Origin of the sequence: Bordetella genomosp. 6 (assembly GCF_002119705.1) — a bacterium.
Lineage (GTDB): Bacteria > Pseudomonadota > Gammaproteobacteria > Burkholderiales > Burkholderiaceae_B > Bordetella > Bordetella bronchiseptica_F.
Genome location: NZ_CP021107.1, coordinates 3,740,239 through 3,765,036 on the forward strand (window position 1 = coordinate 3,740,239; position 24,798 = coordinate 3,765,036).

A 24,798-nucleotide genomic window follows, 5' to 3' on the forward strand; every position below is an offset into this window, starting at 1 on the left:
CAGGCTCGCGCGAGCCGGCATGGCTCAACCCGCGACGGGCGGATAGGCCAGTTCGCCGGACTCGGTCAGGCCCTGGGCGCGCGCGGCGGCCAGTTCGTTGCGCACCTGCTCGCGCGACACGGCGCTGGCGGCGGCATAGGCGGTGACCGGATAGTCCTGCTCGCCGGCGGCCATCAACCCCTGGGTGCGGGCAGCCTGCAGTTCGGCCTGCACCTGGGCGTGGCTGAGGGTGCTGGCGCTTTCGATGGCGGGCGGATAGTCCAGTTCGCCGGCCTGGGCCACGCCGAACACGGAAGCGGAAAGAATCAGGGCGGTAGCGATGCGGTTCATGGTGAGACTCCTGGATTCGTCAAGAAAAATGATCTATGCGTAGATAGGTGTGAAGGCGAAATATCAGCCGGCGACGGGCGGATAGTCGAGCTCGCCGGAGGCGTCCAGGCCCTGGGCCTTGGCGGCGCTCAGCTCCTGGCGGATCTGGCTGCGCGACACTTGGGTGGCGGCCTGCTCGAGGACGGGCGGATAAGCCAGCTCGGCGCTGTTCATCTGGCCGGCGGCGCGGGCGGCCAGCAGTTCATCCTGCACCTGGGCGTGGCTGAGGGTGCTGGCGCTTTCGATGGCGGGCGGATAGTCCAGCTCGCCGGCCTGGGCGGCGCCGAACACGGAAGCGGAAAGAATCAGGGCGGTAGCGATGCGGTTCATGGTCAATCTCCGATAGAGGATGCTGCATTGAGCTATCTATGTGTAGATAGATAAGCCGATAAATAAAAAAGGCCGGTAAGCCTTGCTGCATCGATGCCGCGTGAAACGGGATTGCTGCGTCGATGGATGAATATTACCTACTAGTAGATAGACAGCGCAAGCCTTTCCGCACGGGTTTTTTGTAACTTGATAAGACGTCGCCTGCCCGCAACATCGGGCAGACCTGGCGCATCGATGAAAAATTTACACACTGAAACAATAATTCGATGCCTCCGCCTGCCGGAAGATCGCATCGCGTTAACATCGGCCGCGCCATAAAATCCTTTTATTTCTTTTAAATTACGTCAATTTTCATTCATTTTCCCGGAAATCCGGGATATTGCCCAAACCGCGAGTTCATTCCTACGATCGGCCGCATTGCCCCCGGCGCCCAGCCGCTTGTCCCACCGCCCCTATGGAGCCCCGCCCCATGCATACGGCCTACGTTCCCGTCCCCACTCCCGTCCGTCCGCCCGGCGCCGAGCGCTGGCCCCTGGCGGCGGTCGCCGAATTGTTCGAGCTGCCTTTCCTGGACCTGCTGCATCGCGCCCAGCAGGTGCACCGCCAGCACTTCGACGCCAATACGGTGCAGTTGTCCAGCCTGCTGTCGATCAAGACCGGCGGCTGTCCGGAGGATTGCGCGTACTGCCCGCAATCGGCCCACTACGATACCGGCGTGGATGCCGACAAGCTGATGCCGCTGGACGAGGTGGTGCGCGCGGCGCGCGCGGCCCAGGCCAACGGCGCGCAACGCTTCTGCATGGGCGCGGCCTGGCGCAGCCCCAAGCCGCATCACCTGCAGGCCGTGGCCGAAATGATCGGCGCGGTCAAGGCGCTGGGCATGGAAACCTGCGTCACGCTCGGCATGCTGCGCGACGGCCAGGCCGGGCAGCTGAAGGCCGCCGGGCTGGATTACTACAACCACAACCTGGATACCGCGCCCGAGTTCTACGGCAAGATCATTTCGACGCGCACCTACCAGGACCGCCTGGACACGCTGCAACAGGTGCGCGAGGCCGGCATCAACGTGTGCTGCGGCGGCATTGTCGGCATGGGCGAGTCGCGCCGCGATCGCGCCGGCCTGGTCGCCCAGCTGGCGAACATGGAGCCCTACCCGGAATCGGTGCCCATCAACAACCTGGTGCAGGTCGAAGGCACGCCCCTGGCGGGCGCCGAGACGCTGGATCCGTTCGAGTTCATCCGCACCATCGCCGTGGCGCGCATCACCATGCCGCTGGCCAAGGTGCGGCTGTCGGCGGGCCGCGAGACCATGAGCGACAGCGAACAGGCGCTGTGCTTCATGGCCGGCGCCAACTCGATCTTCTATGGCGATGTGCTGCTGACCACCGGCAACCCGCAGGTCGAGGCCGACCGGCGGCTGCTGCAACGCCTGGGCATGCGCGCCGAAGGCCTGCCCTGCGCGGCGGGGCAGGCATGAACCAGGGCCTGCTGTACCTGGCGGCCAGCGTCGCCTGCAGCGTCACCGTGGCGGTGCTCCTGAAGCTGGCGCGCCGCCACGCCATCGACGTGCGCCAGGCCATCGCGGTGAACTACGCCGTGGCGGCGGCCCTGTGCTGGCTGCTGCTGCGCCCCGATGCGCAGGCGCTGCGCCAGGCCATGCAGGGCGCGCCCGTGCTGGCGGCGCTGGCCGTGCTGCTGCCCACGGTGTTCGTCGCCATGGCGCGCTCGGTGCGCCACGCGGGCATCGTCAAGAGCGACGCGGCGCAGCGCCTGTCGCTGTTCATCCCGCTGCTGGCCGCCTTCGTGCTGTTCGGCGAAAGCCTGACGGCGCGCAAGCTGGCCGCGATCGCGCTGGCGTTCGCGGCGCTGGCCTGCCTGCTGCGCCGCCGCGCGCCCGCGGGCGCGGCGGCGCAAGACGCGCCGGACGATCGCCGCGCGGCATGGATGTGGCCGCTGGCGGTCTGGGCCGGCTATGGCGTGATCGATATCCTGTTCAAGCAGCTGGCGCGCAGCGGCACGGCGTTTTCGGCCGGCCTGCTGACGACCTTCGTGGCCGCGGGCCTGCTGACGCTGGCCTACCTGTGCATCCGGCGCACCCGCTGGCAAGCCCGCCACGCGCTGGCCGGCGTCGCGCTGGGCCTGGCCAACTTCGGCAATATCCTCACGTACGTGCGGGCCCATCAAAGCCTGCCGGACCACCCGGCCCTGGTGTTCGGCGCGATGAACATGGGGGTCATCACGGTGGGCACCCTGGTGGGCGCGCTGGCGTTTCGCGAACGCCTGAGCGCGCTCAACCTGGCCGGCCTGGCATTGGCGCTGGCGGCCATCGCCGCCATGCTGCCGTGGTAACCCCGATCCCCGGAAGCCTGTCCCAGCGGGGACAGGTTCCCGCTACCTTTGCCGCGGCTGCCGCTCCCCAGGCCGCGCGCCTCAGGTTCCGGTGCGCCGGGCTGCCGCGTCGTCTGGCGCGGCCTGCTCGCCGGCCTGCGGCGCGCTCGTGCTTTCGCTGTCGGCGCTCGGCGCGGGCGGGCCGGCCGGCGCCGGCGGCTCGACCACGTCGGGGCCGGGATCGGCCATTTCCATCGTGATGTCCACGTCGGGGTCGACGCGCGGATCGAGCGCGACGGCCGCGGGCGAGCTTTGCAGGGTGTCGGGCATGGGCACGAAGTGCACCGGCGCCTCGTCCACCTGGTGCGCGCCGGTAACGCGCGCCGGCCGTACCTGCCAGACCAGGATCACCGCGCAGGCGGAAATGAACACGTAGTACATGCCGGGGCCTCCCAGCGACATCATGACGCCGGCGATCAGCGGCCCCAGGCAGGCGCCCACGCCGTAGGTCATGAGCAGGATGGCGCTCAGGCCGACGCGGCGCTCGGGTTCGACGTGGTCGTTGGCGAAGGCGGCGCCCAGCGGATAAAGGGTGAACTGCAGCACGCCGAATACGCACGACAACGCCACCATCGCCCAGTACGGCAGCACGATCCAGCCCCACATCAGCACCGGCAGCAGCACCAGCACCGCCGCGTTGAACCGGATCAGCCCGGCGCGGTTGATGCGGTCGGACAGCCAGCCCATCGGCCACTGCGACAGCAGCCCCGCCGTTACCGCGGCGGCCACGAAAATGGCCGACTGCGACGTGGACAGGCCGTGCTTGGCGGCGTAGACGGCCGCCAGCCCGTAGAACGCGCCGGACAGGTTGCCGGCCACGAACAGCACGGTCAGCGACAGCGGCACACGGCTGGCGAAAAAGCGCAGGTCCAGCGGCGCGGGCAGCGGCGTGGGCGGGTGCGAGCGCGCGGTCACGGCGATCGGCACCAGGCACAGCACCAGGCACATGGCCACCAGGGTGAGCGGGCCGTCGTCCAGCGTGGCGTAGGCGGTCAGGGCGAGTTGCCCCAGGACCGTGCCCAGGCCGGACACCACCATGTACACCGAGAAGACACGGCCGCGCTGGTGGTTTTCGGTCTGTTCGTTGAGCCAGCTTTCGATCACCATGAACTCGGTGACCATCACGATGCCCGATATCAGGCGCAGCAGCAGCCACAGCGGCAGGTGGTCGACCAGCGCCTGCGCCAGGATCATGCTGGTGGCCACGGCGGCGCAGGCCACGAAGGCGCGGATATGGCCGACCCGGATGATCAGCTTGTGCCCCAGCCGCGCGCCGCACACCAGCCCCAGGTAGTAGCCAGCGATCAGCGCGCCGATCCAGATCTCGTTGACGGACTGCGCGGTCAGCCGCAGCCCCATGTAGGTATTGAACAGGCCCGTGCCGATCAGCATCAGCAGGGTGGCGAAATAAAGCGACGAGAATGAGGAAATCGTGGTGAGCATGGGAACACGGATGTCCGCTTGCGGCAAAACGGGCCGCGGGCCTCGATGGCCCGCGGCATACAGCAACTGCGTAAGGCTCAGGCCTGGGCCAGCATGGTGGCGGCGTCGCTGACTTCGAACTTGCCAGGCGCCTCGATGTTGAGCTGCTTGACCACGCCGTCGTCGATCAGCGCCGAATAGCGCTGCGAGCGCACGCCCATGCCACGCTGCACCAGGTCGAGTTCCAGGCCCAGCGCGGTGGTCCACAGGGCCGAGCCGTCGGCCAGCATGCGCACCTTGCCGCCGGCCTGCTGCTCGCGGCCCCATGCGCCCATCACGAACGCGTCGTTGACCGCCACGCACCAGATTTCGTCGATGCCCTTGGCGCGCAGCGCGGCGGCCTGTTCGACATAGCCGGGCAGGTGCTTGGCCGAGCAGGTCGGCGTGAACGCGCCCGGCACGGCGAACAGGGCGATCTTCTTGCCCTTGACGAGGTCGGCGACCTGGAAGGCATTGGGCCCCAGCGTGCAGCCGGCGGTTTCGGTTTCGATGAATTCGGTCAACGTGCCGTCGGGCACGCGATCGCCGACTTTGATGGTCATGAGGCTCTCCGGTTTCTCGGGTGAGGTGCGCCCGGGCGGGCGCGGCAAAGCTCAATCATAGTTCCTGCGCGGTTTTCGCGCCGCCCGCCGCGCAGCGGAAAAAACCCCGCACAGTCTGAAACGACTCAAAACCGCCAACCGCCCAGGCGCGGCGCGGCTTTGGCCATAATGCAGGATTGCGGCACACGCGTGCCACGCCCGCGCCGCCCCGCGCGGCGCCATGTGGAGGCCTCTTCATGACCAGACATTTCCTGGCCGCCCTGCTGCTGGCGGCCACAAGCGGCGCGGCCTGCGCCCAGGCCGCCGCCGACCCGGCCGGCCAGGCCATCTTCGACCAGATCGTGCTCACCTCGGGCGCGGCCAACGGCGCGGCGCGGACCTGCGGCGCCTCGCCCCCGGACCTGGCCCAGCACGCCGAAACCTGGCGGCTGAACCTGCGGCGCTACGCCGATGAGTACCACTACGCCTTCGACGCTTTCGACGAGCGCTATGCGCGCGGCCAGCAGGAAGGCGCCGAAATGATGGCGGACATGCGCGCCTCGGGGGTGGACGGCTGCACGGGCGCGCTGGCCAGCTTCCAGCGCGAACGCGCCATGACCTACGACGAAATGAAACAGGCGATCGCCGAGGCGACCGACGGACTGCCCGAGGACCAGCCCGCCGACTGAACGCCGGCGCTACGCCGCCAGGCCGTGCTGGCCGAACCAGTCCAGCATGCGCTGCCAGGCCTGTTCGGCCTCGGCCTTGCGGTAGCTGGGCCGGTAGTCGGCGTGAAACGCGTGCGGCGCCTCCGGGTAGACGTCGATGCGCGAGTCGCGCGCGGCCGGCGGCCCCTTGGCCAGCGCCAGCCGCATCCGGTCCACGTCCGACAGCGGGATGCCGGCATCCTTGCCGCCATAGGCGCCCAGCACCGGCGCCTTGAGGTCGCCGACCGACTCCAGCACCGAGCGCGGCTTGAGCTCGCTGGCCTGCCCGCCCAGCTGGCCGTACCAGGCCGCGCCGGCCTTCAGCCCGGGATTGTGCGCCGCATACAGCCACACGATGCGGCCGCCCCAGCAAAACCCCAGTATGCCCAGGCGGGACGAATTGCCGCCGTTGGCGGCCGCCCAGGCCGCCGCCGCATCCAGGTCGGCCAGCACCTGGCGATCGCCGGCCTTGTCCACCACCTCGGCGCGCAGGCGGCCGATGTCGGTATAGCCGGTCGGGTCGCCGTAGCGCGCGAACAGCTCGGGCGCGACCGCCTGGTAGCCCAGCCGGGCCAGGCGGCGGCAGACGTCCTGGATGTACTCGTGCACCCCGAATATCTCGGACACCACCAGCAGGGTCGGCAGGTCCTTCTTGCCGGCCGGCGCGGCGCGATAGGCCGGCATCTTGCCGTCGGGCGTGGGAATGTCGACCTTGCCCGCGGTCAGCCCGGCCGCGTCGGTATGGATGGCGCTCTGCGCGGCGGCCGCGCCGGCCGCCAGCGAAAAGCCGGCCGCCAGACTGGTGACGACGAAGCCGCGCCGCGTCAGCGTCAAGGGCGGCAACAGGCTGTCGAAATGCGGATCTGCATCGGTCATGGGGAACCTCCGGTGCGTCACTTCAGGGAAAAGTCCACGCGCGTCGGCTTGCCGTCATCCTTGATGCCGTCGGCGTCGAGCTGGGGCGCTACGACGAAAATACGGTCGGCCGGCCCTGCGGCCTGCAGCTTTTCATAGACGGCCTGCGCGCGCGCGTCGGCCAGCTTGCGCAGGTCGTCGGCGCCCAGGGGGGCGGCGCCGCGCAGCAGCGCCTCCATCTGCTCGGCCGGGATCGACTTGGCCATGCCGATGAAATTGCGCGGCTTGCCTTCGATCTTAGTATCGTCGTAGACCTCCTCCAAGTACTTCTCCCGTTCGGCCGGCGCGACCTCGACGCCGTCGGGCGCCGGCTTCTTGCCGCGCCCGGCGGTATCGCGGGCCTTGGCCAGGCGGATCTGGCGCTCGACCCAGGCCTGGCGCAGGCCTTCCTCGTCGCTGGCGGGATCGGCGCGGCCGGCCACGTCCAGCTTCAGCCCCGGACGGTCGTTCAGCGCCTTGGCCAGCGTCTCGATGCGGCTTTCGGCCTCGGGCGTGAGCGCCGCGCTGCCCGGGTCGAACTCGATGTACGAGAGCTCCTCGCCGCCGCCGAAGGCCGAGGCGAGCAGCGTAAAGGGCGAGGTCACGGCCTTGACCACCAGATTGACCAGCACCCGCACGATGATGCCGCCGACCGAGAACTGCGGATCGTCGAGCGAGCCGGAGATCGGCAGGTTGATGTCGATGTTGCCGCGGCTGTCCTTGAGCAGCGCCACCGCCAGCAGCACCGGCAGCTTGACCGCGTCCGGGCTGTCGGTCTTGTCGCCGAAGGTCAGCTGGTTGAGCACGACGCGGTTGCTCGCCTGCAGCGCGCGGTCCTTGATCTGGTACTGCACGTCCAGCGACAGTTTGCCGCGCTTGATCGGATAGCCCACGTACTTGGCCGAGTACGTCGTGAAGCGCGGCAGGTCCACCCCCTTGGCCGAGGCCTTGAGATCCAGCGACAGGAACTGCGCGAAGGGCTGCACCGTGCCGCTGATGGAGAACGGCGCGGACGTATAGACGCGGCCCGCCACGTTGACCTTGGCCGGCTTGGGCTGGCGCGAGGACACCGCCGACACCGAGCCTTCGATGCGCGACAGCTCGGCCGTGTAGTTGGGTTTGACGAAGCGGTCGGTGAAGGTCATCTTGCCGCCCTTGAGCGTCACGCTGCCGATCGCGATGTCGGGCATCGGACCGGGCTTGGCGGGCGCCGCGGCGCGGGCGCGGGTCTGGGTGTCCTGGGTGATGGAACCGCCCGCCTGGCCGGGCTCGGCCACCAGGTCCATGACGTTGAGCCGGCCCTCGGCGTTGAGCAGCACGCGCCCGTAGAAATCCTCCAGCGTGATGTCGCCCAGGTTGGCGGCAAAGGCATCGCCATTGACCGACACCTGCATGCCGGCCAGGCCCAGCCGCTTCCATTGCATGAAGTCGTCGCGATTGACGCGGTCGGCGAGGTCCAGGTCGTTGACGTCGACCGCGCCGCGCCAGGCCGCCTTCATGGGCGCCGCGCCGGCGGCCGCGGCGAACTCGGCGTCGCCGCGCGCGCTGAGATTGATGGCCCGCACCGTGGCGTTCAGGCTGGAGGCGATATACGGCGCGAACGGCGCCAGGTCGAGGCGGGCCAGGTCCACGCTGGACTTCAGCGCCAGCGGCTGCGCCGTCAGGGACCCCTGCATGGCGAGCGCGCCCTCGCCCTGCACGCCATCGGCCTTCAGGGTGAAGGGCGACGGCTGGGCATCCGGCGCCAGCCGGTCGAAGCGGGCCTCGAACTGCTTCACGCTGACCGGCACCGCCGGCTTGACCGACTCGTCGCGCAGGCTCAGGTCCGACAGCCGCAGCGCCACGCCTTCGGCGACGACCTGCGTGCCGCCCTCGCGCTGCGCCAGGCGCACGCGCGCCTGCGCCCCCAGGCGACCGTCCTCGACCAGGATGGGCGCGCTGGCCCGCACCGCCGGCGCCAGGCGCGCCAGGGCCAGCCTGTCGAGCTCCACCTTGACGTCGAGGTTCAGCGGTTCCAGCGTCAAGGGCCCCTTGGCGCGCAGCCAGCTGCCATCGATGGTGCTGTCCATGGTCAGCCACAGGCCGATCGGACGGTCCGGCGGCTGCGGCAGCTCCAGGCCCTCGACCGTGGCGCCCACGCCGTTCATCACGTAGTCCAGCTTGGTGACCGCGTCGCGCAAGTGCAGCTCGGCATCCCTGACATTGATCGCATCCACCGCCACGTGCCACGCGTCGGGCGGGGCCGCGGCGGCACTGGCCTGCGGCGCGGCGGCCGCCTCGGCGGCCGGAGCCGGAGCCGGCGTCGCGGGCGCGGGCGCGGGCGCGGCCGCCGGCCTGGCCGGCGCGTCGCCGGCGCCCAGTTTCTGCAGCTTCTGCGCGATGTCCAGCCAGTTCAGGCGCTGGTCGGCGTAGCGCCGCGTCTGGATCTGGGGCGACCACAGCTCGACCTCGCCGATGTACAGGCTGCGCTGCATGGGTTCGAAGGCGATGCGGCGCACCGCCAGCGCGCCCCATTGCGCCAGCACATCGCCGGACGACTCGCGCACATCCAGTTGGCGCAGGCCCAGCTCGCCCACCACCTTGATGCGCGGCGCCGCGTCCTTGGGCTGCTCGAACAGGACCTGCAGGCTGGAGTCCAGCAGCGCGCGCTCCAGCTTGACCGGCAGCGGCAGCGGCCAGGCGTCGGCCCATTTCTCGAGCTCCAGCCCGGCGAACGAGACGTCCAGCGTCGAGCTCGGCACCGTATCGAACGGCCGCGCCACGCCGGTCAGGTCGAACGGGCTGCCATTGATGCGCATGTGCACGCGCGGCTGCACGTCGATGTCGGTGGCGTAGCCGAAAGTCGAGATGAACGGCACGCCCAGGGCGATCTCGTCGATGCGCTGCCGGCGCCCCGACACCTTGTCGTCCAGCGTGATCTCGCCGCCTTCGAGCACCATGTTGTTCAGCGAGAAGCGCGGCAGGCCCGGCTTGGGCTCGGGCTCGGGCGGCGCCTGCGCCGCCATGTCGGCGACTTTCTGCTGGATGTCGGAGAAGTTGAAGCGCGTGACGTCTTCGCGCACCAGCGCGATCTTCGGCTGGCGCACCACCAGCGAGTCGACCACCGGCGCGAACCAGAACAGCGACATCCAGGACGCGCTGACGTCCAGTTCGGCCACCTGCAGCAGCGGCGCGGCGCCCTCGGGCTGCGCCAGCGCCAGGTCATGGGCGCGCAGCGTGAGCGTGAAGGGATTGAAGCGGATCTTGCCCACGCTGACGTCGCGGCCCAGCATGGCGGAGACGTCCTGCGTCAGCGCGCCGCGCACGATGCGCGGCACCTGCCACGCCGCCAGGCCGGCCAGCAGCAGCACGACCAGCACGGTCGCCAGGAGGACTTTCACGGTACGGCGGGTGAGTCTCACTCCGGGCATTCGCACAGGCATTGGGCAACTCCCGACACGGATTGGGGGGATTATCGCGCCGCTATCGCGGCTCGTCTATGATAGGCATGCTTGGCCTCGAGGCATACCCGAAGGCCGGGTACTTTCAATATTTGACGATCCACAGCGGCTGCGCCATGTCTACTACCCCCACCCTGAGCCACCTGGACGAATCGGGCCAGATCCGTATGGTCGATGTCGGCCACAAGACCGACACCGACCGGGTCGCCATCGCGCGCGGCAGCGTGCGCATGAACGCGACCGCCTACGGGCTGCTGACCCAGCCCGGCCAGGGCAAGGGCGAGGTGCTCAATACCGCGCGCGTGGCGGCCGTGCTGGCGGCCAAGCGCTGCGCCGAACTGATCCCGCTGTGCCACAGCCTGCCGCTGGCCTTCGTGGGCATCGATTTCGAGCTCGACGAAGCCGCGCACAGCGTGCATGTCCGCGCCACCTGCCGCACCCAGTACAAGACCGGCGTGGAAATGGAGGCCATGACGGCCTGCAGCGTCGCGGCGCTGACCATCTACGACATGTGCAAGGCCGCCGACAAGGGCATCGTCATCGAACAGATACGCCTGCAATACAAGGCTGGAGGAAAAAGCGGTGAGTGGCGCAACGATTAAGGTTCTGTATTTCGCGCGCGTGGCCGAACTCGTCGGCAAGCGCACCGAAGACTGGCCGCTGGCCGAAACCGTGACCGGCGCGCAGCTGCTGGCCGCGCTGGCGGCACGCTATCCGCAGCTGGAGCCGGCCGAGCGCCTGAAGCTGGCCGTCAACCAGACGCATGTCAAGGTGGGCGCGGCGGTGCGCCCGGGCGACGAGGTCGCGGTCTTCGAACCGGTGACCGGGGGTTGAACATCATGGTTATCGTCCAGGAAGCCGATTTCGACGGGGCCGCCCTGCTGGCGGCGCTGCGCGAGCGGGTCGGCGGACAGGCCGGCGCAATCGTCACGTTCGTGGGCTACGTGCGCGACTTCGCGCCCGAGCGGGCCACCGAGACGCTGTATCTCGACCACTATCCCGGCATGTGCGAACGCGAGCTGGAAACCATCGCGGCCACCGCGCGCGAGCGCTGGGACCTGGCCGGCACGGTCATCGCCCACCGGGTGGGCGCCCTGCCGCGCGGCGCGCAGATCGTGTTCGTGGCGGCCGCCAGCGCGCATCGCGGCGACGCCTTTCGCGGCTGCGAATACATCATCGACGCCCTGAAGACCCGGGCGCCATTCTGGAAACGCGAAACCCTGGCGGCCGGCGACAGCTTCTGGGTGGAGCAGCGCCAATCCGACGCCGACCGCACCCAGTCCTGGGACGACCCGGGCACGCCCACCAAGGAGCATCCATGAACGACGCCAAGCAGGTTTCGCTGGCCTGCGCCATCCTCACCGTCAGCGACTCGCGCAGCGCCGGCGACGACACCTCGGGCAACATGCTGGCCGAGAGCCTGGCGCACGCCGGGCACATGTGCGTGCGGCGCGACCTGGTCAGGAAGGATCTCTACCAGATCCGCCGCGTCATCAGCGAATGGATCGCCGACCCCGAAGTCCAGGTCATCCTGGTGTCAGGCGGCACCGGCTTCACGCCGCGCGACTGCACCGCCCAGGCCATCGAACCCTTGTTCGACAAGACCATCGAAGGCTTCGGCGAGCTGTTCCGCCAGCTCTCGTACGAGGAGATCGGCAGCTCGGCCGTGCAGTCCAGCGCGCTGGCCGGCACCGCCAACGATACCGTCATCTTCTGCATGCCGGGCTCCAACCATGCCTGCAAGCTGGGATGGAACCGCATCATCCGCGAACAGCTCGACGACGCCCACAAACCCTGCAACTTCGCCATGCACTACCGCGCCAAGCCGGCCGCGGACTGACCCATCATGCTTGAATTCGACCAAGCCCAGCAATTGCTGGCGCAGGCCGGCGAACCCGTGGCCGGCGCCGAACACGTGGCGCTCGAACAGGCCGACGGCCGCGTGCTGGCCAGCGACCTGGCCGCCACCGTGGACCTGCCCCCGGCCGACAACAGCGCCATGGACGGCTACGCCATCCGCCTGGCCGACTACCGGGCCGGCGCGCGCATGCCGATCCAGCAGCGCGCCTACGCCGGCGACATGCCGCAGGCGCTCGTGCCCGGCCAGGCCACCCGCCTGTTCACCGGCAGCCTCATTCCCGCCGGCGCCGACACCGTCGTCATGCAGGAAGACGCGCGCGAAGCCGACGGCCAGGTGGAGATCACCCAGGCGCCCGCGCTCGGCCAATGGATACGCAAGCGCGGCGACGGCACCACCGCCGGCCGGCCGCTGCTGGCCGCCGGCACCCTGCTGCATGCCGGCCACGTCGGCCTGCTGGGAACCCAGGGCCTGGCCAGCATCCCGGTGCGGGCCAGGCTGCGCATCGGCGTGCTGACCACGGGCGACGAACTGGTCGCGCCCGGGCAGCCGCGCGCCGCGCAGCAGATCTACAACTCCAACGGCCCGATGCTGGCGGCGCTGGTGCGCGGCATGGGCGCGCAGGTCTCGCACGTGCTGCATGCGCGCGACGACGAAGACGCGCTGCGCGCGGCGCTGCGCACCCTGCTGTCCGACAGCGACCTGGTGCTCAGCTCGGGCGGGGTCTCGGTCGGCGAGCGCGACCTGGTCAAGCCGGTGCTGGAATCGCTGGGCGGCGAACTGGGGCTGTGGAAAGTGCGCATGAAGCCGGGCAAGCCGGTCGCGCTGGCGCACATCGACGGCAAGCCGGTCGTGTGCCTGCCGGGCAACCCGGTCTCAAGCTATGCGGTGTTCGCGCTGCTGGTGTCGCCGCTGGTGCGGCGCATGCAAGGCCGCGTGGAGCTCTATCCGGCCGTCAGCCGCCTGCCGCTGCGCACCGAACGGCCGCGCCAGGACAGCCGCGAGGAGTTCCTGCGCGTGCAATGGCGCGCCACCGACGACGGCGCCGGCGAACTGCTGCCCTTCGGCAACCAGGACTCGGCCATCATCACCTCCGTGCCCTGGTCCACCGGCTTGGCCCGCCTGCCCGCCGGCGTCCCCGTCAACGACGGCGAGCGCGTCGGCTACTACGACCTCAGGCACTGGCTGACCTGATCCTCGGGCGCCTGTCCCGGCATGGGGACTGGCTCCGAGGCACGCCGCAGGTGCCACTCCCCACGGGAGCAGGCACCGCGCTCACCCGCCGATGTAGCTCATCTCGATGCGGTCGGCCGCGCCGCCGCCCTGGCCGCGCCGTTCGGAGTAGTTGTCGTCGCGCCGGCCCCAGATGCCGGTCAGGATGCGCGCCAGGGCGTCGTCGTCGGCGCCTTCGCGCAGCGGCGCGCGCAGGTCGTGGCCATGCGAGGCGAACAGGCACAGGAACAGCCGGCCCTCGGGCGACAGGCGCGCCCGCGTACAGCCCGAACAGAAGGCATGCGTCACGCTGGAGATGACGCCGATTTCGCCGCCGCCATCGTCGTAGCGCCAGCGTTCGGCCACCCGGCCCATGACCGGCGTATCCAGCGGCGCCAGCGGATGGTGCTCGGCGATGCGCGCCAGGACTTCGTCGCTGGGCACGACTTCGGACAGGTTCCACCCGTTGGTGCTGCCCACGTCCATGTATTCGATGAAGCGCAGGATATGTCCGCTGCCGCGAAAGCGCCGCGCCATGGGCAGGATCTCGGCGTCGTTCAGGCCGCGCCGCACCACCATGTTGACCTTGACCGGCGCCAGCCCGGCGTCGGCGGCGGCGTCGATGCCGCGCATCACGTCGTCGGGACTGAAGTTGCTGTCGCTCATGCGCGCAAACAGCGCCGGGTCCAGCGCGTCCAGGCTGACGGTGACGCGCGACAGGCCGGCCTGCTTCAGCGCCGCCGCCTTGCGCGCCAGCAGGCTGCCATTGGTGGTCAGCGTGAGGTCCAGCGGGCGGCCAGCGGGCGTACGCAATTCGGCCAGCATGCCGACCAGGGTTTCGATGTTCTTGCGCAGCAGCGGTTCGCCGCCGGTCAGGCGGATCTTCTCGACGCCCAGGCGGGCGAACTGCGCGGCCAGCCGGGTGATCTCCTCGAACGACAGCAGCGCCGAGTGCGGCATGAACGCATAACTGCTGTCGAACACTTCGCGCGGCATGCAGTACGTGCAGCGGAAGTTGCAGCGGTCGGTCACGGAAATGCGCAGGTCGCGCAGCGGCCGGGCGCGGGCGTCCCGCGCGGGCTCGCCGGCCGGCGGCAGGTCCGCGCTCGGCGCCGCCAGGTCGGCCTGGCGGCGATCGGTCAGGAAGATGACTTTGCTCATAGATAGTCGATCATAGCGCGGCACGCGGCCGGAAATCGCGGGAGAACGCCTGCTCCAGGGTCTGGATGGCGCCGGTATCGCTGGCATCGTAGCCGGGCAGCTGGCCGACGAACCCGCGGTATTCGGGGCTGCGCATGCCTTCGAGCAGCGCGCGCATGGCCGCGCTCTCCAGCGCCGTCTTGCGGATGGCGAAGAAATAGCGCTCGCGCACCAGCGGGATGAAGTCCAGCCCGAAGCGCCGCGCCGCGGTTTCGACCCCGATGCCGGTGTCGGCCATGCCGCTGGCGATATGGGCAGCGACCGCCATGTGGGTGAATTCGTTGTTCTGGTAGCCCTGCACGGCCGCCGGCTCGACCCCGGCGCGCTGCAGCATGAGATTGACCAGGTAGTACGTGCTGGAGCCTGCCTGGCGGTTGACGAAGCGCACGTCCGCGCGCGCCAGGTCCGCCACCCCGCCGATGCCCTTGGGGTTGCCCGCCACCACGAACAGCCCGGTATTGCGCACGGCCAGGTGGATCAGCAGGTGTTCGTCGGGGTCCAGCCATTGGGCATAGAGCCGCAGGATGGGCGCCTCGAACTCGCCCTGGGGCACCTGGAAACCGGCCAGGTCGCAATCGTTGCCGCGCAGCGAGGCCAGCGCCTCGGCGGCCGTGCGGTAGCGCAGCTCCACGCCGGGCAGGCGCGTGCCCAGGTGCTGCATCAGCGCCTCGACCGCGAAGCCGTGGCTGGCGTGCAGGCGCAGGTGCGGCCGGCTTTCGGGCAGCAGGCGTTCCAGTTCTTCCTGCAGCTCGGAGGCCAGGCTCTCCAGCGTGGGCATCAGGCGCGCGTCGATGCGCCGGTTGGCCCACAGCAGGCGCTGGGCGAACGGCGAGAGCGCCGTGCCCAGGCGCCGGCGCGTGACCAGCAGCGGCGTGCCGAACAGCGCCTCGAAACGGCGCAGCACGCCCCAGGCGTGGCGGTATGACAGCCCGCAGGTCTTGCACGCGCCGGCGATGTTGCCGCTGGCGTCGATGGCCGCCAGCAGCGCCAGCATGTCCTGCAGGGGCTGGCCGGCGGCGCCCTCGCCGCCTTCCAGCACCCATTGCGGCCGCAGGCCGATGCGGAATTTATATGTCATTTATTTCTTATTGAACCCAACAAGATAGACGACTAGAGTAGCGGAAAAGGCCTTTGCGCGCGAATCAAATATGTACTGAATAACATATATTCGCCCATATGAACGACCCGGGCGCGCGCCTGCCGCCGCCCCGCATCCGGAGACATTGCCATGCCTGCCCATCCGGCGAAGACCGATCTCGCCTCCAGCGCCGGCGCCCGCGGCGGCGCCCTGGCGCTGGAGAGCGCCGAGCATTCGGCCAGCCCCGCCATCGCCACGACCGCGCGCCTGCTGGCCGCCATGAAAGACCAGCCCGGCGCCTTGCTGCCCGTGCTGCACGCGGTGCAGGACGAACTGGGCTGCATTCCGCCCGAGGCGGTCCAGACCATCGCCGAGACGCTCAGCCTGTCGCGCGCCGAGGTACACGGCGTGATCACTTTCTATCCCCATTTCCGCAGCGAGCCGGCGGGCCGCCATGTGCTGGAAATCTGCCGGGCCGAATCCTGTCAGGCCATGGGCGGCGACGCGCTGGCCGCCCATGCGCGCCAGCGGCTGGGCTGCGACTTCCACGCCACCGCCGCCGACGGCAGCTGTACGCTGGAGCCGGTGTATTGCCTGGGCCTGTGCGCCCAGTCGCCGGCCGTGATGATCGACGGCCAGCCGCACGCCCGCGTCACCCCCGCCAAGCTGGACCGCCTGCTGGCCCGCACCATCGAGGCCACGCCATGAACGCGCCGCTGACCACCCCCGTCACCATCTATGTGCCGCGCGATGCCGCGGCGCTGGCCATGGACGCCGACGCCGTGGCGCAGGCCATCGCGCAACAGGCCGCGGCGCGGGATCTGCCGGTGCGCATCGTGCGCAACGGCTCGCGCGGCATGCTGTGGCTGGAGCCGCTGGTCGAAGTGGCCACGCCGGCCGGCCGCATCGCCTACGGCCCGGTGCAGCCCGAAGACGTGGCCGCGCTGTTCGACGCCGGCTGGCTGGACGGCGGCGCGCATCCGCTGCGGCTGGGCCTGACCGACGAGATCCCGTACCTCAAGCACCAGGAGCGCCTGACCTTCGCCCGCGTCGGCGTGATCGACCCGCTGTCGCTGCAGGACTATGCCGCGCACGGCGGACTGGCCGGGCTGAACCGGGCGCTGGCCATGAGCGCCGAGCAGATCGTCGACGAAGTCAGCGCCTCGGGCCTGCGCGGGCGCGGCGGCGCGGCGTTCCCGACCGGCATCAAGTGGAAGACCGTGCTGACCACGCCGGCGCCGCGCAAGTACATCGTCTGCAACGCCGACGAGGGCGACTCGGGCACGTTCGCCGACCGCCTGCTGATGGAAGGCGACCCCTACTCGCTGATCGAAGGCATGACCATCGCCGGCCTGGCGGTGGGCGCCACGTACGGCTATATCTACGTGCGCTCGGAGTATCCGCACGCCATCGCCACGCTGCGGCAGGCCATCGCGCGCGCCCGCGAAGTCGGCTGGCTGGGCGACGACATCCACGGCAGCGGGCAGCGCTTCGACCTGGAAGTCCGCGAGGGCGCCGGCGCCTATATCTGCGGCGAGGAGACCTCGCTGCTGGAAAGCCTGGAAGGCAAGCGCGGCGTGGTGCGCGCCAAGCCGCCGCTGCCGGCCATCGCCGGCCTGTTCGGCCAGCCCACGGTCATCAACAACGTGATTTCGCTGGCCACGGTGCCCACCATCATGGCGCGCGGCGCGGCCTACTACCGCGACTTCGGCGTGGGCCGCTCGCACGGCACGCTGCCGTTCCAGCTGGCCGGCAACCTCAAGCACGGCGGCCTGGTCGAGAAGGCCTTCGGCCTGACGCTGCGCGACCTGCTCTACGGCTTCGGCGGCGGCAGCGCCAGCGGCCGGCCGCTGCGCGCGGTACAGGTGGGCGGCCCGCTGGGCGCCTACCTGCCCGAATCGCAATGGGATGTGCCGCTGGACTACGAGGCCTACGTGCAGATCTCGGCCATGGTCGGCCATGGCGGCCTGGTGGCCTTCGACGACACGGTCGACATGGCGCGCATGGCCCGCTACGCGATGGAGTTCTGCGCCATCGAATCGTGCGGCAAATGCACGCCCTGCCGCATCGGCTCGACCCGCGGCGTGGAGACCATCGACAAGATCATCGCCGGCGGCCCGCAGCGCGAACAGCGCGTGCACCTGCTGCGCGACCTGTGCGACACCATGCTGGCAGGCTCGCTGTGCGCGCTGGGCGGCATGGCTCCCTATCCGGTGCTGTCGGCCCTGAACCACTTCCCCGAAGACTTCGGGCTCGCCCCGCAACCCGCCGCGCAGCCGGCCTGAACGCCTACGAGACCGCCATGCTCGAAACCGTCATCAAGCGCGACCGCGACCTGGGCACGCCCGCGCGCGAATCCGCCCAACTCGTCACCCTGACCATCGATGGCCAGCCGGTCAGCGTGCCGGCCGGCACCTCGGTGATGCGCGCGGCCGCCGAGGCCGGCATCAATATCCCGAAACTGTGCGCCACCGACAGCCTGGAGCCGTTCGGCTCGTGCCGCCTGTGCCTGGTGCAGATCGAAGGCCGGCGCGGCTATCCCGCGTCGTGCACCACGCCGGTCGAGGCCGGCATGGTGGTGCAGACCGAGAACGCCAGGCTGCGCGACCTGCGCCGCGGCGTCATGGAGCTGTACATCTCCGACCACCCGCTCGACTGCCTGACCTGCCCGGCCAACGGCGATTGCGAGCTGCAGGACATGGCCGGCGTGGTGGGCCTGCGCGAAGTGCGCTACGGCTACGACGGCGAGAACCACCTGGCCGAGGCCAAGGACGAATCGAACCCGTACTTCACGTACGACCCGTCCAAATGCATCGTCTGCAACCGCTGCGTGCGCGCCTGCGAGGAAACCCAGGGCACGTTCGCGCTGACCATCTCCGGCAAGGGCTTCGCCTCGCGCGTGTCGCCCGGGCAGGACCAGCCGTTCATGGACAGCGAATGCGTGTCGTGCGGCGCCTGCGTGCAGGCCTGTCCGACCTCGACGCTGCAGGAGAAGTCCATCATCATGCTCGGCCAGGCCGAGCACTCGGTCATCACCACCTGCGCCTACTGCGGGGTGGGCTGCGGCTTCAAGGCCGAGATGAAGGGCGAGGAAGTGGTCCGCATGGTGCCGTGGAAGGACGGCCAGGCCAACCGCGGCCACTCGTGCGTCAAGGGCCGCTTCGCGTGGGGCTACACCACCCACAAGGAGCGCGTGCTCAAGCCCATGATCCGCCAGCGCATCACCGACCCGTGGCGCGAAGTCTCGTGGGACGAGGCGATCGGCTACGCCGCTTCCGAATTCCGCCGCATCCAGGCCGCCCACGGCCGCGACGCCATCGGCGGCATTACCTCGTCGCGCTGCACCAACGAGGAAACCTGGCTGGTCCAGAAGCTGGTGCGCGCCGCGTTCGGCACCAACAACGTCGACACCTGCGCGCGCGTGTGCCACTCGCCCACCGGCTACGGACTGAAGCAGACGCTGGGCGAATCGGCCGGCACGCAGACCTTCGACTCGGTCATGCATACCGACGTGGTCATCGTGATGGGCGCCAACCCCAGCAGCGCGCACCCGGTGTTCGCCTCGCGGCTCAAGCGCCGCCTGCGCGAAGGCGCCCGCCTGATCGTGATCGACCCGCGCCGCATCGAGCTGGTCAGCGCGCCGCACGTGAAGGCCGACTTCCACCTGCAGGTGCGCCCGGGCACCAACGTGGCGCTGCTGACCGCGATGGCGCACGTCATCGTCACCGAAGGCCTGGTCGCCGAATCCTTCGTGGCCGAGCGCTGCGAGGCGCCGTCGTTCGACATGTGGCGCGAATTCGTGGCGCGCGCCGAGAACTCGCCCGAGGCCATGCAGGAGGTCACCGGCGTGCCGGCCCAGCTGGTGCGCGGCGCCGCGCGCCTGTACGCCACCGGCGGCAACGGCTCGATCTACTACGGCCTGGGCGTGACCGAGCACAGCCAGGGCTCGACTACCGTGATGGCGATCGCCAACCTCGCCATGGCCACCGGCAACATCGGCCGCGAAGGCGTGGGGGTCAACCCGCTGCGCGGCCAGAACAACGTGCAGGGTTCGTGCGACATGGGCTCGTTCCCGCACGAGCTGCCCGGCTATCGCCACATCTCCGACGACGCCGTGCGCGGCGAATTCGAACGCGACTGGGGCGTGACGCTGCAGCCCGAACCGGGCCTGCGCATTCCCAACATGTTCGAGGCGGCGCTGGGCGGCAGCTTCCTCGGCCTGTACTGCCAGGGCGAGGACATCGTGCAGTCCGACCCCAACACGCAGCACGTGGCCGCGGCGCTGTCGGCGATGGAATGCATCGTGGTGCAGGACCTGTTCCTGAACGAAACCGCCAAGTACGCGCACGTCTTCCTCCCGGGCTCGTCGTTCCTGGAGAAGGACGGCACCTTCACCAACGCCGAACGGCGCATTTCGCGCGTGCGCAAGGTCATGCGGCCGCGCAACGGCATGGCCGACTGGGAAATCACCATGGCGCTGTCCAACGCCCTCGGCTACCCCATGCACTACGCGCATCCGGGCGAAATCATGGACGAGATCGCCCGCCTCACGCCCACCTTCGCCGGGGTGACCTACGAGAAGCTGGACCGCCTGGGCAGCATCCAGTGGCCCTGCAACGACGAGGCGCCCGAGGGCACGCCCACCATGCACATCGACGAGTTCGTGCGCGGCCGCGGGCGCTTCATGCTGACCAAGTATGTCGCCACCGACGAACGCAGCACGCGCCGCTATCCGCTGCTGCTGACCACCGGGCGCATCCTGTCGCAGTACAACGTGGGCGCCCAGACCCGCCGCACGCCCAACGTCATGTGGCATGGCGAGGACGTGCTGGAGATCCATCCGCACGACGCCCAGGAGCGCGGCCTGGCCGACGGCGACTGGGTCGGCATCCAGAGCCGGGCCGGCGAGACCGTGCTGCGGGCCACCCTGACCGACCGGGTACAGCCAGGCGTGGTATATACGACGTTCCACTTCCCCGAATCGGGCGCCAACGTCGTCACCACCGACAACTCCGACTGGGCCACCAACTGCCCCGAATACAAGGTCACCGCCGTGCAGGTGACCCGCGTGTCGCAACCGTCGGAATGGCAACGGCAATGGTCACGCTTTGCGGACATCCAGCAGAAGCTGCTGCATGAACGCAGCCGCGAGACCGAACCGGCGCTCGCCAACAAATAGCCCCGGAGCGCCGCCATGGACCGTCTGCACACCTCTTCGGCCGATTGGCCCGACCACCTCGCCACGCAGGTGGTGCGGGTGCGCGGCGGCGCGCTGCAGGCGGCCGGGCAAAGCGACCACGTGGCCGAGGAAACGCCGGTGGCGCTGGAGTTCAACGGCATCAGCCACGCCACCATGCTGGTGACGCCGACCCACCTGGACGATTTCGCCCTGGGGTTTGCCTTGACCGAGGGCATCGTCGGCGGCATGGCCGACGTGCGCGGGGTCGAGCTGGAAACCCGCTGCGACGGCATCGTGGTGCAGGTGGAGATCGCCACCTCGTGCGAAGTGCGCCTGAAAGAGCGCCGCCGCGCCATGGCCGGGCGCACCGGCTGCGGCCTGTGCGGCGTGGAGACCCTGCCCGAAGTCGTGCGCGACGTGGCGCCGGTCGCCGACAGCGCCGCCGTGCCGGTGGCAAACGTGCTGCGCGCCATGCAGTCGCTGCGCTCGCGCCAGACGCTGCACGACGCCACCGGCGCCACCCATGCCGCCGGCTGGGCCGACGCCAGCGGCGAAGTCGTGCTGGCGCGCGAGGACGTGGGGCGCCACAACGCGCTGGACAAGCTGATCGGCGCCCTGGCGCGCCAGGGCATCGCCCCCCTGCCCGGCATGGCGGTGGTCTCCAGCCGGGCCAGCTTCGAAATGGTGCAGAAAACCGCCTCGGCCGGCATTCCGATCCTGGCGGCCGTCTCGGCGCCCACCGCGCTGGCCATCCGCCTGGCCCGCCAGGCCAACGTCACCCTGCTGGGCTTCGTGCGCAACAGCGACGCCACCATCTATTCCCACCCGCAGCGCATCGCTGCCTGAACGCATACGCTATGGAAATCGGCAACCTGATCCGCATGGCCAACCGCATTGGCGATTTCTTCGACGCCTACCCCGACCGCGCCGAAGCGCAGGCCAATATCGCCACCCACATCCAGAAATTCTGGGAACCGCGCATGCGCATCCAGCTGCTGGCCTTCGTGGCCCGGCACCCCGACGGCGACGACGGACAGGCGCGCCTGAACGGCATCGTGCTGAACGCCGTCCGCGACGCCCAGGCCCGGCTGACGCCCAAGGCGTGAGATCCCGCGGCGCCTGTCCCCACGAGGACAGGCACCTGCCACTCCCGCGGTGCCTGTCCCCACGAGGACAGGCACCGCCTTGAAACTGCTACAGTGCCGGTTTCCGCCACCTGCCGCCTGCCTGCCGCCGTTTCGCCCATGAATGAACTCCCCACCGTGCAATGGGCCGAGAACGGCGCTACCCGCCAGGCCCTGTGGCGCTCGGAAAGCGGCGCGCCGGCGCCGCACCGCATCGTGGCGGCCGACGACACGCTGAAGGCCGACGCCGCCTGGCGCCTGGCCTGCGAAGGGACGGCCATCCTGTGGCGCGGCGACTTCCACAATGCGCGCCAGCTGCTGCAGGCCATGGGCCGGCGCTTCGACAAGCGGCCCGCCAAGCCCGCCGCCAGCCCCCTGGACGCGTTCAACCAGCATCGCATGCGGCAGGGCCAGCGCGCCCGCACGCTGGGCATGCTGCTGGTGCCGGTCGAACCCGGCCATCACGTGGCCCTGCGGCGCGCGCCGGACGTCGGGCAGGCCTGCCTGGACGCCTACGGCCCGGCCGCCGCCCCCTATCTGGTGTCGCTGCGCGAGCTGCTGGGCCTGATCGGCGCGGCGCAGTGGCAGCACAAAGGCGTGCCCATCGCGGCGCTGGACGCGCGCATCCACCCCCGCTATGGCGTGTTTTCCCCGGTGCGCGGCGAATATGTCGACCTGGTGGCGAACACGCCGCTGCCGGCCGGCGCCACGGCCTTCGACATCGGCACCGGCACGGGCGTGCTGGCAGCCGTGCTGGCGCGACGCGGCCTGGACGTAACGGCCACCGACCTGGATCCCCGCGCCCTGGCCTGCGCCGCCGACAACCTGCGGCGGCTGGGCCTGGACGAGCGTGTCCGGCTGCTCCGGGCGGATCTGTTTCCGCCCGGCCGCGCCGACCTGGTGGTGTGCAACCCGCCCTGGCTGCCGGCGCGGCCCTCGGCGCCGGTGGAGTACGCCATCTACGACCCCGACAGCCGCATGCTGACGGGCTGGCTGGCCGGACTGGCGGGCCACCTGAACCCGGGCGGCGAAGGCTGGCTGATCCTGTCCGACCTGGCCGAACACCTGGGCCTGCGCAGCCGGGACTGGCTGCTGGCGCGGATCGAGCAGGCCGGCCTGCGGGTGGCGGGTCGCGTCGATACGCGTCCGGTCCATCCGCGCGCCAGCGACCCCGCCGACCCGCTGCACGCGGCGCGCGCGGCCGAAGTCACCTCGCTGTGGCGGCTGGCGGCCCGCTAAGCCTGCCCGGCGCCGCTCAGAGCGCCACGAACCCGACCAGCGCCCCCGCGGCCAGCAGCCACAGCGGATGCACGCGCGTCAACGTGGCCACGGCCGCCACGCCGGCCACGATGGCGGCGGTCAGCCAGCCATGCACCGACGCATGCGAGATGAGCGCGGCGCTGGCGGCCATCAGGCCCACGGTCATGGGAAAAATGCCGGCCTGGACCACGCCGCGCCAGGGCTGGTCCTTGAAGCGTTCCCAAAGTCCCAGCGCCACCGCGGCCACCACCGACGACGGGCCGAACTTGGCCAGCGTGGTCACCAGCACGCCTTGCCAGCCCGCCACGTGCCAGCCCACCAGCGTCACCACCATCAGGTTGGGACCGGGCGCGGCCTGGCCGAGGGCGAACAGCGCGCTGAAGTCGGCCGCCGTCATCCAGTGGTGCACATCGACCACCTGGCGCTGCATTTCCGGCAGGATGGTATTGCCGCCGCCGAACGCCAGCAACGACAGCTGCGCGAAGATCCCCGCCAGCGCAAGCAGGATGTCCGTCATCGGCGCAGCCTCCAGGTCAGCGCGATGCTCAGCGGCGTGAGCACCAGCATGGTGGGCAACAGCGGCAGGCGCAACAGGGCGATCGCCACGAAGCAGGCCGCGGCGATGGCGATGCCGGCCCACTTGCCGCGCAGCGGCCGGGCGATCTTGAGCGCCATCGACACCAGCAGGCCGGCGGCGGCCGCCGCCAGGCCCGTGAACAGATGCTGGACGCGCGGGTCCTGCTCGTAGCGCTGGTACACCATGCCCAGCAGTATCACGATGATGGACGGCGCCAGGATCAGGCCCATCAGGGCGGCGAAGGCGCCGCGCGGGCCGCGGAATTTCATGCCCACCGCCACCGACATATTGATGATGTTGCCGCCCGGCAGGAACTGGCACAGGCCCAGCAGATCGGTGAACTCGTCGGGCGAGAGCCAGCGGCGGCGCTCGACCATCATGCTGCGCGCCAGCGGCAGGGCGCCGCCGAAGGCGGTCACCCCGAGCCAGAAGAAACCGTTGAACAGGGCGCCGCACGAGGGCGGCGTGGCAAGGGAGGAGGCGTCGGAGTCGGTTGGCACGGCAGTCATGGATGAGGCATCCGGCGCCGCGGCGCCGGACCGGAAAGAGAGGATGGCCAGCGGCCCGAAAGCCTACTCCCGGCCGCCCCGATACGCAAATCGTTTGATCCCGCGCAGACGCCTGGCGCGCCGGGTGGGCTACAGTATTCCTGTCAGTCCCGGACAACCCGCCCATTCAGGAGGCCCGCATGAAGCAAGTCCTGGTTCCCGTCGATGGCTCGGAACACGCCCTGGCGGCGGTACGCGCCGTGCTGGACGCCAAGCTGTATCCGTCGCTCGAGCGCGTGCACCTGGCCACGGCCCAGGTGCCGCTGTATCCACAAGGCGTGCACATGGGCCTGTCGCAGGCCGAGATCGACGCCTATTACCGCGAGGAAAGCGAATTCGCCCTGAGCGGCGCGCAGAAGCTGCTGGAGGCGGCCGGCGTACCCTACGAAACGCACAGCGAGCTGGGGCAGGTGGCCGAAAGCCTGGTCGACCTGGCCAAGCGCCTGGACGTGGACGAAATCGTCATGGGCTCGCGCGGGCTGGGCTCGATCTCGTCGGTCATGCTGGGCTCGGTCGCGACCAAGGTGCTGCACCTGACCGAGACGCCCGTCACGCTGGTCAAGTAGCCGCCGCGTCTGCCGTAGAATGGCGCGGCCTTTTTCACCGCCGCAGCCATGAAACGCCCCACCCC

General features: G+C 69.9%; 25 protein-coding genes. 15 read left to right on the plus strand and 10 right to left on the minus strand.

Annotated elements, in window-relative coordinates:
- Positions 1–24 precede the first annotated feature (24 nt).
- Together CAL11_RS17565 and CAL11_RS17570 are read right to left on the minus strand one after the other, a co-directional pair.
- Complete coding sequence (locus CAL11_RS17565; protein WP_086093654.1) at positions 25–330, minus strand: DUF4148 domain-containing protein; 306 nt, start codon at positions 328–330, stop codon at positions 25–27.
- A 63-nt stretch (positions 331–393) separates the two neighbouring features.
- Positions 394–699, minus strand: a complete 306-nt coding sequence (locus CAL11_RS17570) for a DUF4148 domain-containing protein (protein ID WP_086093655.1) — start codon at positions 697–699, stop codon at positions 394–396.
- Between the two features lie 469 nt (positions 700–1,168).
- Between CAL11_RS17570 and bioB the strand changes: the two genes are divergently transcribed.
- The gene (bioB, locus tag CAL11_RS17575; protein ID WP_086093656.1) at positions 1,169–2,176 is read left to right on the plus strand and encodes a biotin synthase BioB; all 1,008 of its coding nucleotides are present in this window, start codon (positions 1,169–1,171) and stop codon (positions 2,174–2,176) included.
- Complete coding sequence (locus CAL11_RS17580) at positions 2,173–3,048, plus strand: hypothetical protein (RefSeq protein ID WP_086093657.1); 876 nt, start codon at positions 2,173–2,175, stop codon at positions 3,046–3,048. The genes bioB and CAL11_RS17580 overlap by 4 nt, the downstream gene beginning before the upstream one ends.
- Positions 3,049–3,129: 81 nt before the next feature.
- On the opposite strand, the gene CAL11_RS17585 is transcribed toward CAL11_RS17580, so the two are convergent.
- Together CAL11_RS17585 and CAL11_RS17590 are read right to left on the minus strand one after the other, a co-directional pair.
- Positions 3,130–4,530: an MFS transporter gene (locus CAL11_RS17585; RefSeq protein ID WP_167382529.1), complete on the minus strand. Its 1,401-nt coding sequence runs from the start codon at positions 4,528–4,530 to the stop codon at positions 3,130–3,132.
- Between the two features lie 77 nt (positions 4,531–4,607).
- Positions 4,608–5,111: a peroxiredoxin gene (locus tag CAL11_RS17590; protein WP_003809348.1), complete on the minus strand. Its 504-nt coding sequence runs from the start codon at positions 5,109–5,111 to the stop codon at positions 4,608–4,610.
- A gap of 236 nt (positions 5,112–5,347) precedes the next feature.
- Here CAL11_RS17590 and CAL11_RS17595 point away from each other — a divergent pair, with 236 nt between their 5' ends.
- The gene (locus tag CAL11_RS17595) at positions 5,348–5,779 is read left to right on the plus strand and encodes a hypothetical protein (RefSeq protein ID WP_086093659.1); all 432 of its coding nucleotides are present in this window, start codon (positions 5,348–5,350) and stop codon (positions 5,777–5,779) included.
- A gap of 9 nt (positions 5,780–5,788) precedes the next feature.
- Here CAL11_RS17595 and CAL11_RS17600 read toward each other — a convergent pair whose 3' ends face one another.
- Together CAL11_RS17600 and CAL11_RS17605 are read right to left on the minus strand one after the other, a co-directional pair.
- Positions 5,789–6,673, minus strand: a complete 885-nt coding sequence (locus tag CAL11_RS17600) for a dienelactone hydrolase family protein (protein WP_167382530.1) — start codon at positions 6,671–6,673, stop codon at positions 5,789–5,791.
- A gap of 17 nt (positions 6,674–6,690) precedes the next feature.
- On the minus strand, positions 6,691–10,113 hold the full coding sequence (locus tag CAL11_RS17605; RefSeq protein ID WP_086093661.1) for a DUF748 domain-containing protein: 3,423 nt from the start codon (positions 10,111–10,113) through the stop codon (positions 6,691–6,693).
- A 134-nt stretch (positions 10,114–10,247) separates the two neighbouring features.
- Between CAL11_RS17605 and moaC the strand changes: the two genes are divergently transcribed.
- From moaC to CAL11_RS17630, 5 genes are read left to right on the plus strand one after another with little or no spacing between them, the layout of a single operon-like run.
- Entirely contained in the window at positions 10,248–10,733 is a 486-nt protein-coding gene (moaC, locus tag CAL11_RS17610; RefSeq protein WP_015064341.1) for a cyclic pyranopterin monophosphate synthase MoaC, read from the plus strand.
- Positions 10,714–10,965, plus strand: coding sequence for a MoaD/ThiS family protein (locus CAL11_RS17615; RefSeq protein WP_003809331.1), 252 nt, complete (start codon positions 10,714–10,716; stop codon positions 10,963–10,965). The genes moaC and CAL11_RS17615 overlap by 20 nt, the downstream gene beginning before the upstream one ends.
- The gene (locus tag CAL11_RS17620; RefSeq protein WP_015064342.1) at positions 10,962–11,453 is read left to right on the plus strand and encodes a molybdenum cofactor biosynthesis protein MoaE; all 492 of its coding nucleotides are present in this window, start codon (positions 10,962–10,964) and stop codon (positions 11,451–11,453) included. The genes CAL11_RS17615 and CAL11_RS17620 overlap by 4 nt, the downstream gene beginning before the upstream one ends.
- Entirely contained in the window at positions 11,450–11,971 is a 522-nt protein-coding gene (moaB, locus tag CAL11_RS17625) for a molybdenum cofactor biosynthesis protein B (RefSeq protein WP_086093662.1), read from the plus strand. The genes CAL11_RS17620 and moaB overlap by 4 nt, the downstream gene beginning before the upstream one ends.
- Positions 11,972–11,977: 6 nt before the next feature.
- Positions 11,978–13,183, plus strand: coding sequence for a molybdopterin molybdotransferase MoeA (locus CAL11_RS17630; RefSeq protein WP_086093663.1), 1,206 nt, complete (start codon positions 11,978–11,980; stop codon positions 13,181–13,183).
- A gap of 81 nt (positions 13,184–13,264) precedes the next feature.
- Here CAL11_RS17630 and moaA read toward each other — a convergent pair whose 3' ends face one another.
- Together moaA and CAL11_RS17640 are read right to left on the minus strand one after the other, a co-directional pair.
- A complete protein-coding gene (moaA, locus tag CAL11_RS17635) occupies positions 13,265–14,362 on the minus strand; it encodes a GTP 3',8-cyclase MoaA (RefSeq protein ID WP_015064345.1) in 1,098 nt (365 codons plus the stop codon).
- 10 nt (positions 14,363–14,372) lie between these two features.
- Positions 14,373–15,479: a substrate-binding domain-containing protein gene (locus tag CAL11_RS17640; RefSeq protein WP_086093664.1), complete on the minus strand. Its 1,107-nt coding sequence runs from the start codon at positions 15,477–15,479 to the stop codon at positions 14,373–14,375.
- Between the two features lie 150 nt (positions 15,480–15,629).
- Between CAL11_RS17640 and CAL11_RS17645 the strand changes: the two genes are divergently transcribed.
- The 6 genes from CAL11_RS17645 (at position 15,630) to CAL11_RS17670 (ending at position 23,021) form a co-directional block, all read left to right on the plus strand.
- Positions 15,630–16,187 (plus strand): formate dehydrogenase subunit gamma, encoded by a 558-nt coding sequence (locus CAL11_RS17645; RefSeq protein WP_086093665.1) that lies wholly within the window; start codon positions 15,630–15,632, stop codon positions 16,185–16,187.
- Entirely contained in the window at positions 16,184–17,764 is a 1,581-nt protein-coding gene (locus CAL11_RS17650) for a formate dehydrogenase beta subunit (protein WP_086093666.1), read from the plus strand. The genes CAL11_RS17645 and CAL11_RS17650 overlap by 4 nt, the downstream gene beginning before the upstream one ends.
- A 17-nt stretch (positions 17,765–17,781) precedes the next feature.
- Positions 17,782–20,658, plus strand: coding sequence for a formate dehydrogenase subunit alpha (gene fdhF, locus CAL11_RS17655; protein ID WP_086093667.1), 2,877 nt, complete (start codon positions 17,782–17,784; stop codon positions 20,656–20,658).
- Between the two features lie 15 nt (positions 20,659–20,673).
- Positions 20,674–21,504 (plus strand): formate dehydrogenase accessory sulfurtransferase FdhD, encoded by an 831-nt coding sequence (gene fdhD, locus CAL11_RS17660; protein WP_033460751.1) that lies wholly within the window; start codon positions 20,674–20,676, stop codon positions 21,502–21,504.
- An 11-nt stretch (positions 21,505–21,515) separates the two neighbouring features.
- Positions 21,516–21,764 (plus strand): formate dehydrogenase subunit delta, encoded by a 249-nt coding sequence (locus CAL11_RS17665; protein ID WP_086093668.1) that lies wholly within the window; start codon positions 21,516–21,518, stop codon positions 21,762–21,764.
- Positions 21,765–21,902: 138 nt separating this feature from the next.
- Positions 21,903–23,021, plus strand: a complete 1,119-nt coding sequence (locus tag CAL11_RS17670; RefSeq protein ID WP_086093669.1) for a methyltransferase — start codon at positions 21,903–21,905, stop codon at positions 23,019–23,021.
- A gap of 16 nt (positions 23,022–23,037) precedes the next feature.
- Here the strand turns inward: CAL11_RS17670 and CAL11_RS17675 are convergent, their stop codons facing one another.
- Both CAL11_RS17675 and CAL11_RS17680 read right to left on the minus strand, forming a co-directional pair.
- Positions 23,038–23,559, minus strand: a complete 522-nt coding sequence (locus CAL11_RS17675) for a chromate transporter (protein WP_033460759.1) — start codon at positions 23,557–23,559, stop codon at positions 23,038–23,040.
- On the minus strand, positions 23,556–24,128 hold the full coding sequence (locus CAL11_RS17680; protein ID WP_033460762.1) for a chromate transporter: 573 nt from the start codon (positions 24,126–24,128) through the stop codon (positions 23,556–23,558). The genes CAL11_RS17675 and CAL11_RS17680 overlap by 4 nt, the downstream gene beginning before the upstream one ends.
- Positions 24,129–24,307: 179 nt before the next feature.
- On the opposite strand from CAL11_RS17680, the gene CAL11_RS17685 reads away from it, so the two are divergent.
- Positions 24,308–24,733: a universal stress protein gene (locus CAL11_RS17685; protein ID WP_086093670.1), complete on the plus strand. Its 426-nt coding sequence runs from the start codon at positions 24,308–24,310 to the stop codon at positions 24,731–24,733.
- The last annotated feature ends 65 nt before the right edge of the window (positions 24,734–24,798 follow it).

What these genes read in the sequence shown, in the direction of transcription:
- CAL11_RS17565 (WP_086093654.1), bottom strand. Translation starts at nt 330, where the DNA reads ATGAACCGCATCGCTACCGCCCTGATTCTTTCCGCTTCCGTGTTCGGC.
- CAL11_RS17570 (WP_086093655.1), bottom strand. Translation starts at nt 699, where the DNA reads ATGAACCGCATCGCTACCGCCCTGATTCTTTCCGCTTCCGTGTTCGGC.
- bioB (WP_086093656.1), top strand. Translation starts at nt 1,169, where the DNA reads ATGCATACGGCCTACGTTCCCGTCCCCACTCCCGTCCGTCCGCCCGGC.
- CAL11_RS17580 (WP_086093657.1), top strand. Translation starts at nt 2,173, where the DNA reads ATGAACCAGGGCCTGCTGTACCTGGCGGCCAGCGTCGCCTGCAGCGTC.
- CAL11_RS17585 (WP_167382529.1), bottom strand. Translation starts at nt 4,530, where the DNA reads ATGCTCACCACGATTTCCTCATTCTCGTCGCTTTATTTCGCCACCCTG.
- CAL11_RS17590 (WP_003809348.1), bottom strand. Translation starts at nt 5,111, where the DNA reads ATGACCATCAAAGTCGGCGATCGCGTGCCCGACGGCACGTTGACCGAA.
- CAL11_RS17595 (WP_086093659.1), top strand. Translation starts at nt 5,348, where the DNA reads ATGACCAGACATTTCCTGGCCGCCCTGCTGCTGGCGGCCACAAGCGGC.
- CAL11_RS17600 (WP_167382530.1), bottom strand. Translation starts at nt 6,673, where the DNA reads ATGACCGATGCAGATCCGCATTTCGACAGCCTGTTGCCGCCCTTGACG.
- CAL11_RS17605 (WP_086093661.1), bottom strand. Translation starts at nt 10,113, where the DNA reads ATGCCTGTGCGAATGCCCGGAGTGAGACTCACCCGCCGTACCGTGAAA.
- moaC (WP_015064341.1), top strand. Translation starts at nt 10,248, where the DNA reads ATGTCTACTACCCCCACCCTGAGCCACCTGGACGAATCGGGCCAGATC.
- moaB (WP_086093662.1), top strand. Translation starts at nt 11,450, where the DNA reads ATGAACGACGCCAAGCAGGTTTCGCTGGCCTGCGCCATCCTCACCGTC.
- CAL11_RS17630 (WP_086093663.1), top strand. Translation starts at nt 11,978, where the DNA reads ATGCTTGAATTCGACCAAGCCCAGCAATTGCTGGCGCAGGCCGGCGAA.
- moaA (WP_015064345.1), bottom strand. Translation starts at nt 14,362, where the DNA reads ATGAGCAAAGTCATCTTCCTGACCGATCGCCGCCAGGCCGACCTGGCG.
- CAL11_RS17640 (WP_086093664.1), bottom strand. Translation starts at nt 15,479, where the DNA reads ATGACATATAAATTCCGCATCGGCCTGCGGCCGCAATGGGTGCTGGAA.
- CAL11_RS17645 (WP_086093665.1), top strand. Translation starts at nt 15,630, where the DNA reads ATGCCTGCCCATCCGGCGAAGACCGATCTCGCCTCCAGCGCCGGCGCC.
- CAL11_RS17650 (WP_086093666.1), top strand. Translation starts at nt 16,184, where the DNA reads ATGAACGCGCCGCTGACCACCCCCGTCACCATCTATGTGCCGCGCGAT.
- fdhF (WP_086093667.1), top strand. Translation starts at nt 17,782, where the DNA reads ATGCTCGAAACCGTCATCAAGCGCGACCGCGACCTGGGCACGCCCGCG.
- fdhD (WP_033460751.1), top strand. Translation starts at nt 20,674, where the DNA reads ATGGACCGTCTGCACACCTCTTCGGCCGATTGGCCCGACCACCTCGCC.
- CAL11_RS17665 (WP_086093668.1), top strand. Translation starts at nt 21,516, where the DNA reads ATGGAAATCGGCAACCTGATCCGCATGGCCAACCGCATTGGCGATTTC.
- CAL11_RS17670 (WP_086093669.1), top strand. Translation starts at nt 21,903, where the DNA reads ATGAATGAACTCCCCACCGTGCAATGGGCCGAGAACGGCGCTACCCGC.
- CAL11_RS17675 (WP_033460759.1), bottom strand. Translation starts at nt 23,559, where the DNA reads ATGACGGACATCCTGCTTGCGCTGGCGGGGATCTTCGCGCAGCTGTCG.
- CAL11_RS17680 (WP_033460762.1), bottom strand. Translation starts at nt 24,128, where the DNA reads ATGACTGCCGTGCCAACCGACTCCGACGCCTCCTCCCTTGCCACGCCG.
- CAL11_RS17685 (WP_086093670.1), top strand. Translation starts at nt 24,308, where the DNA reads ATGAAGCAAGTCCTGGTTCCCGTCGATGGCTCGGAACACGCCCTGGCG.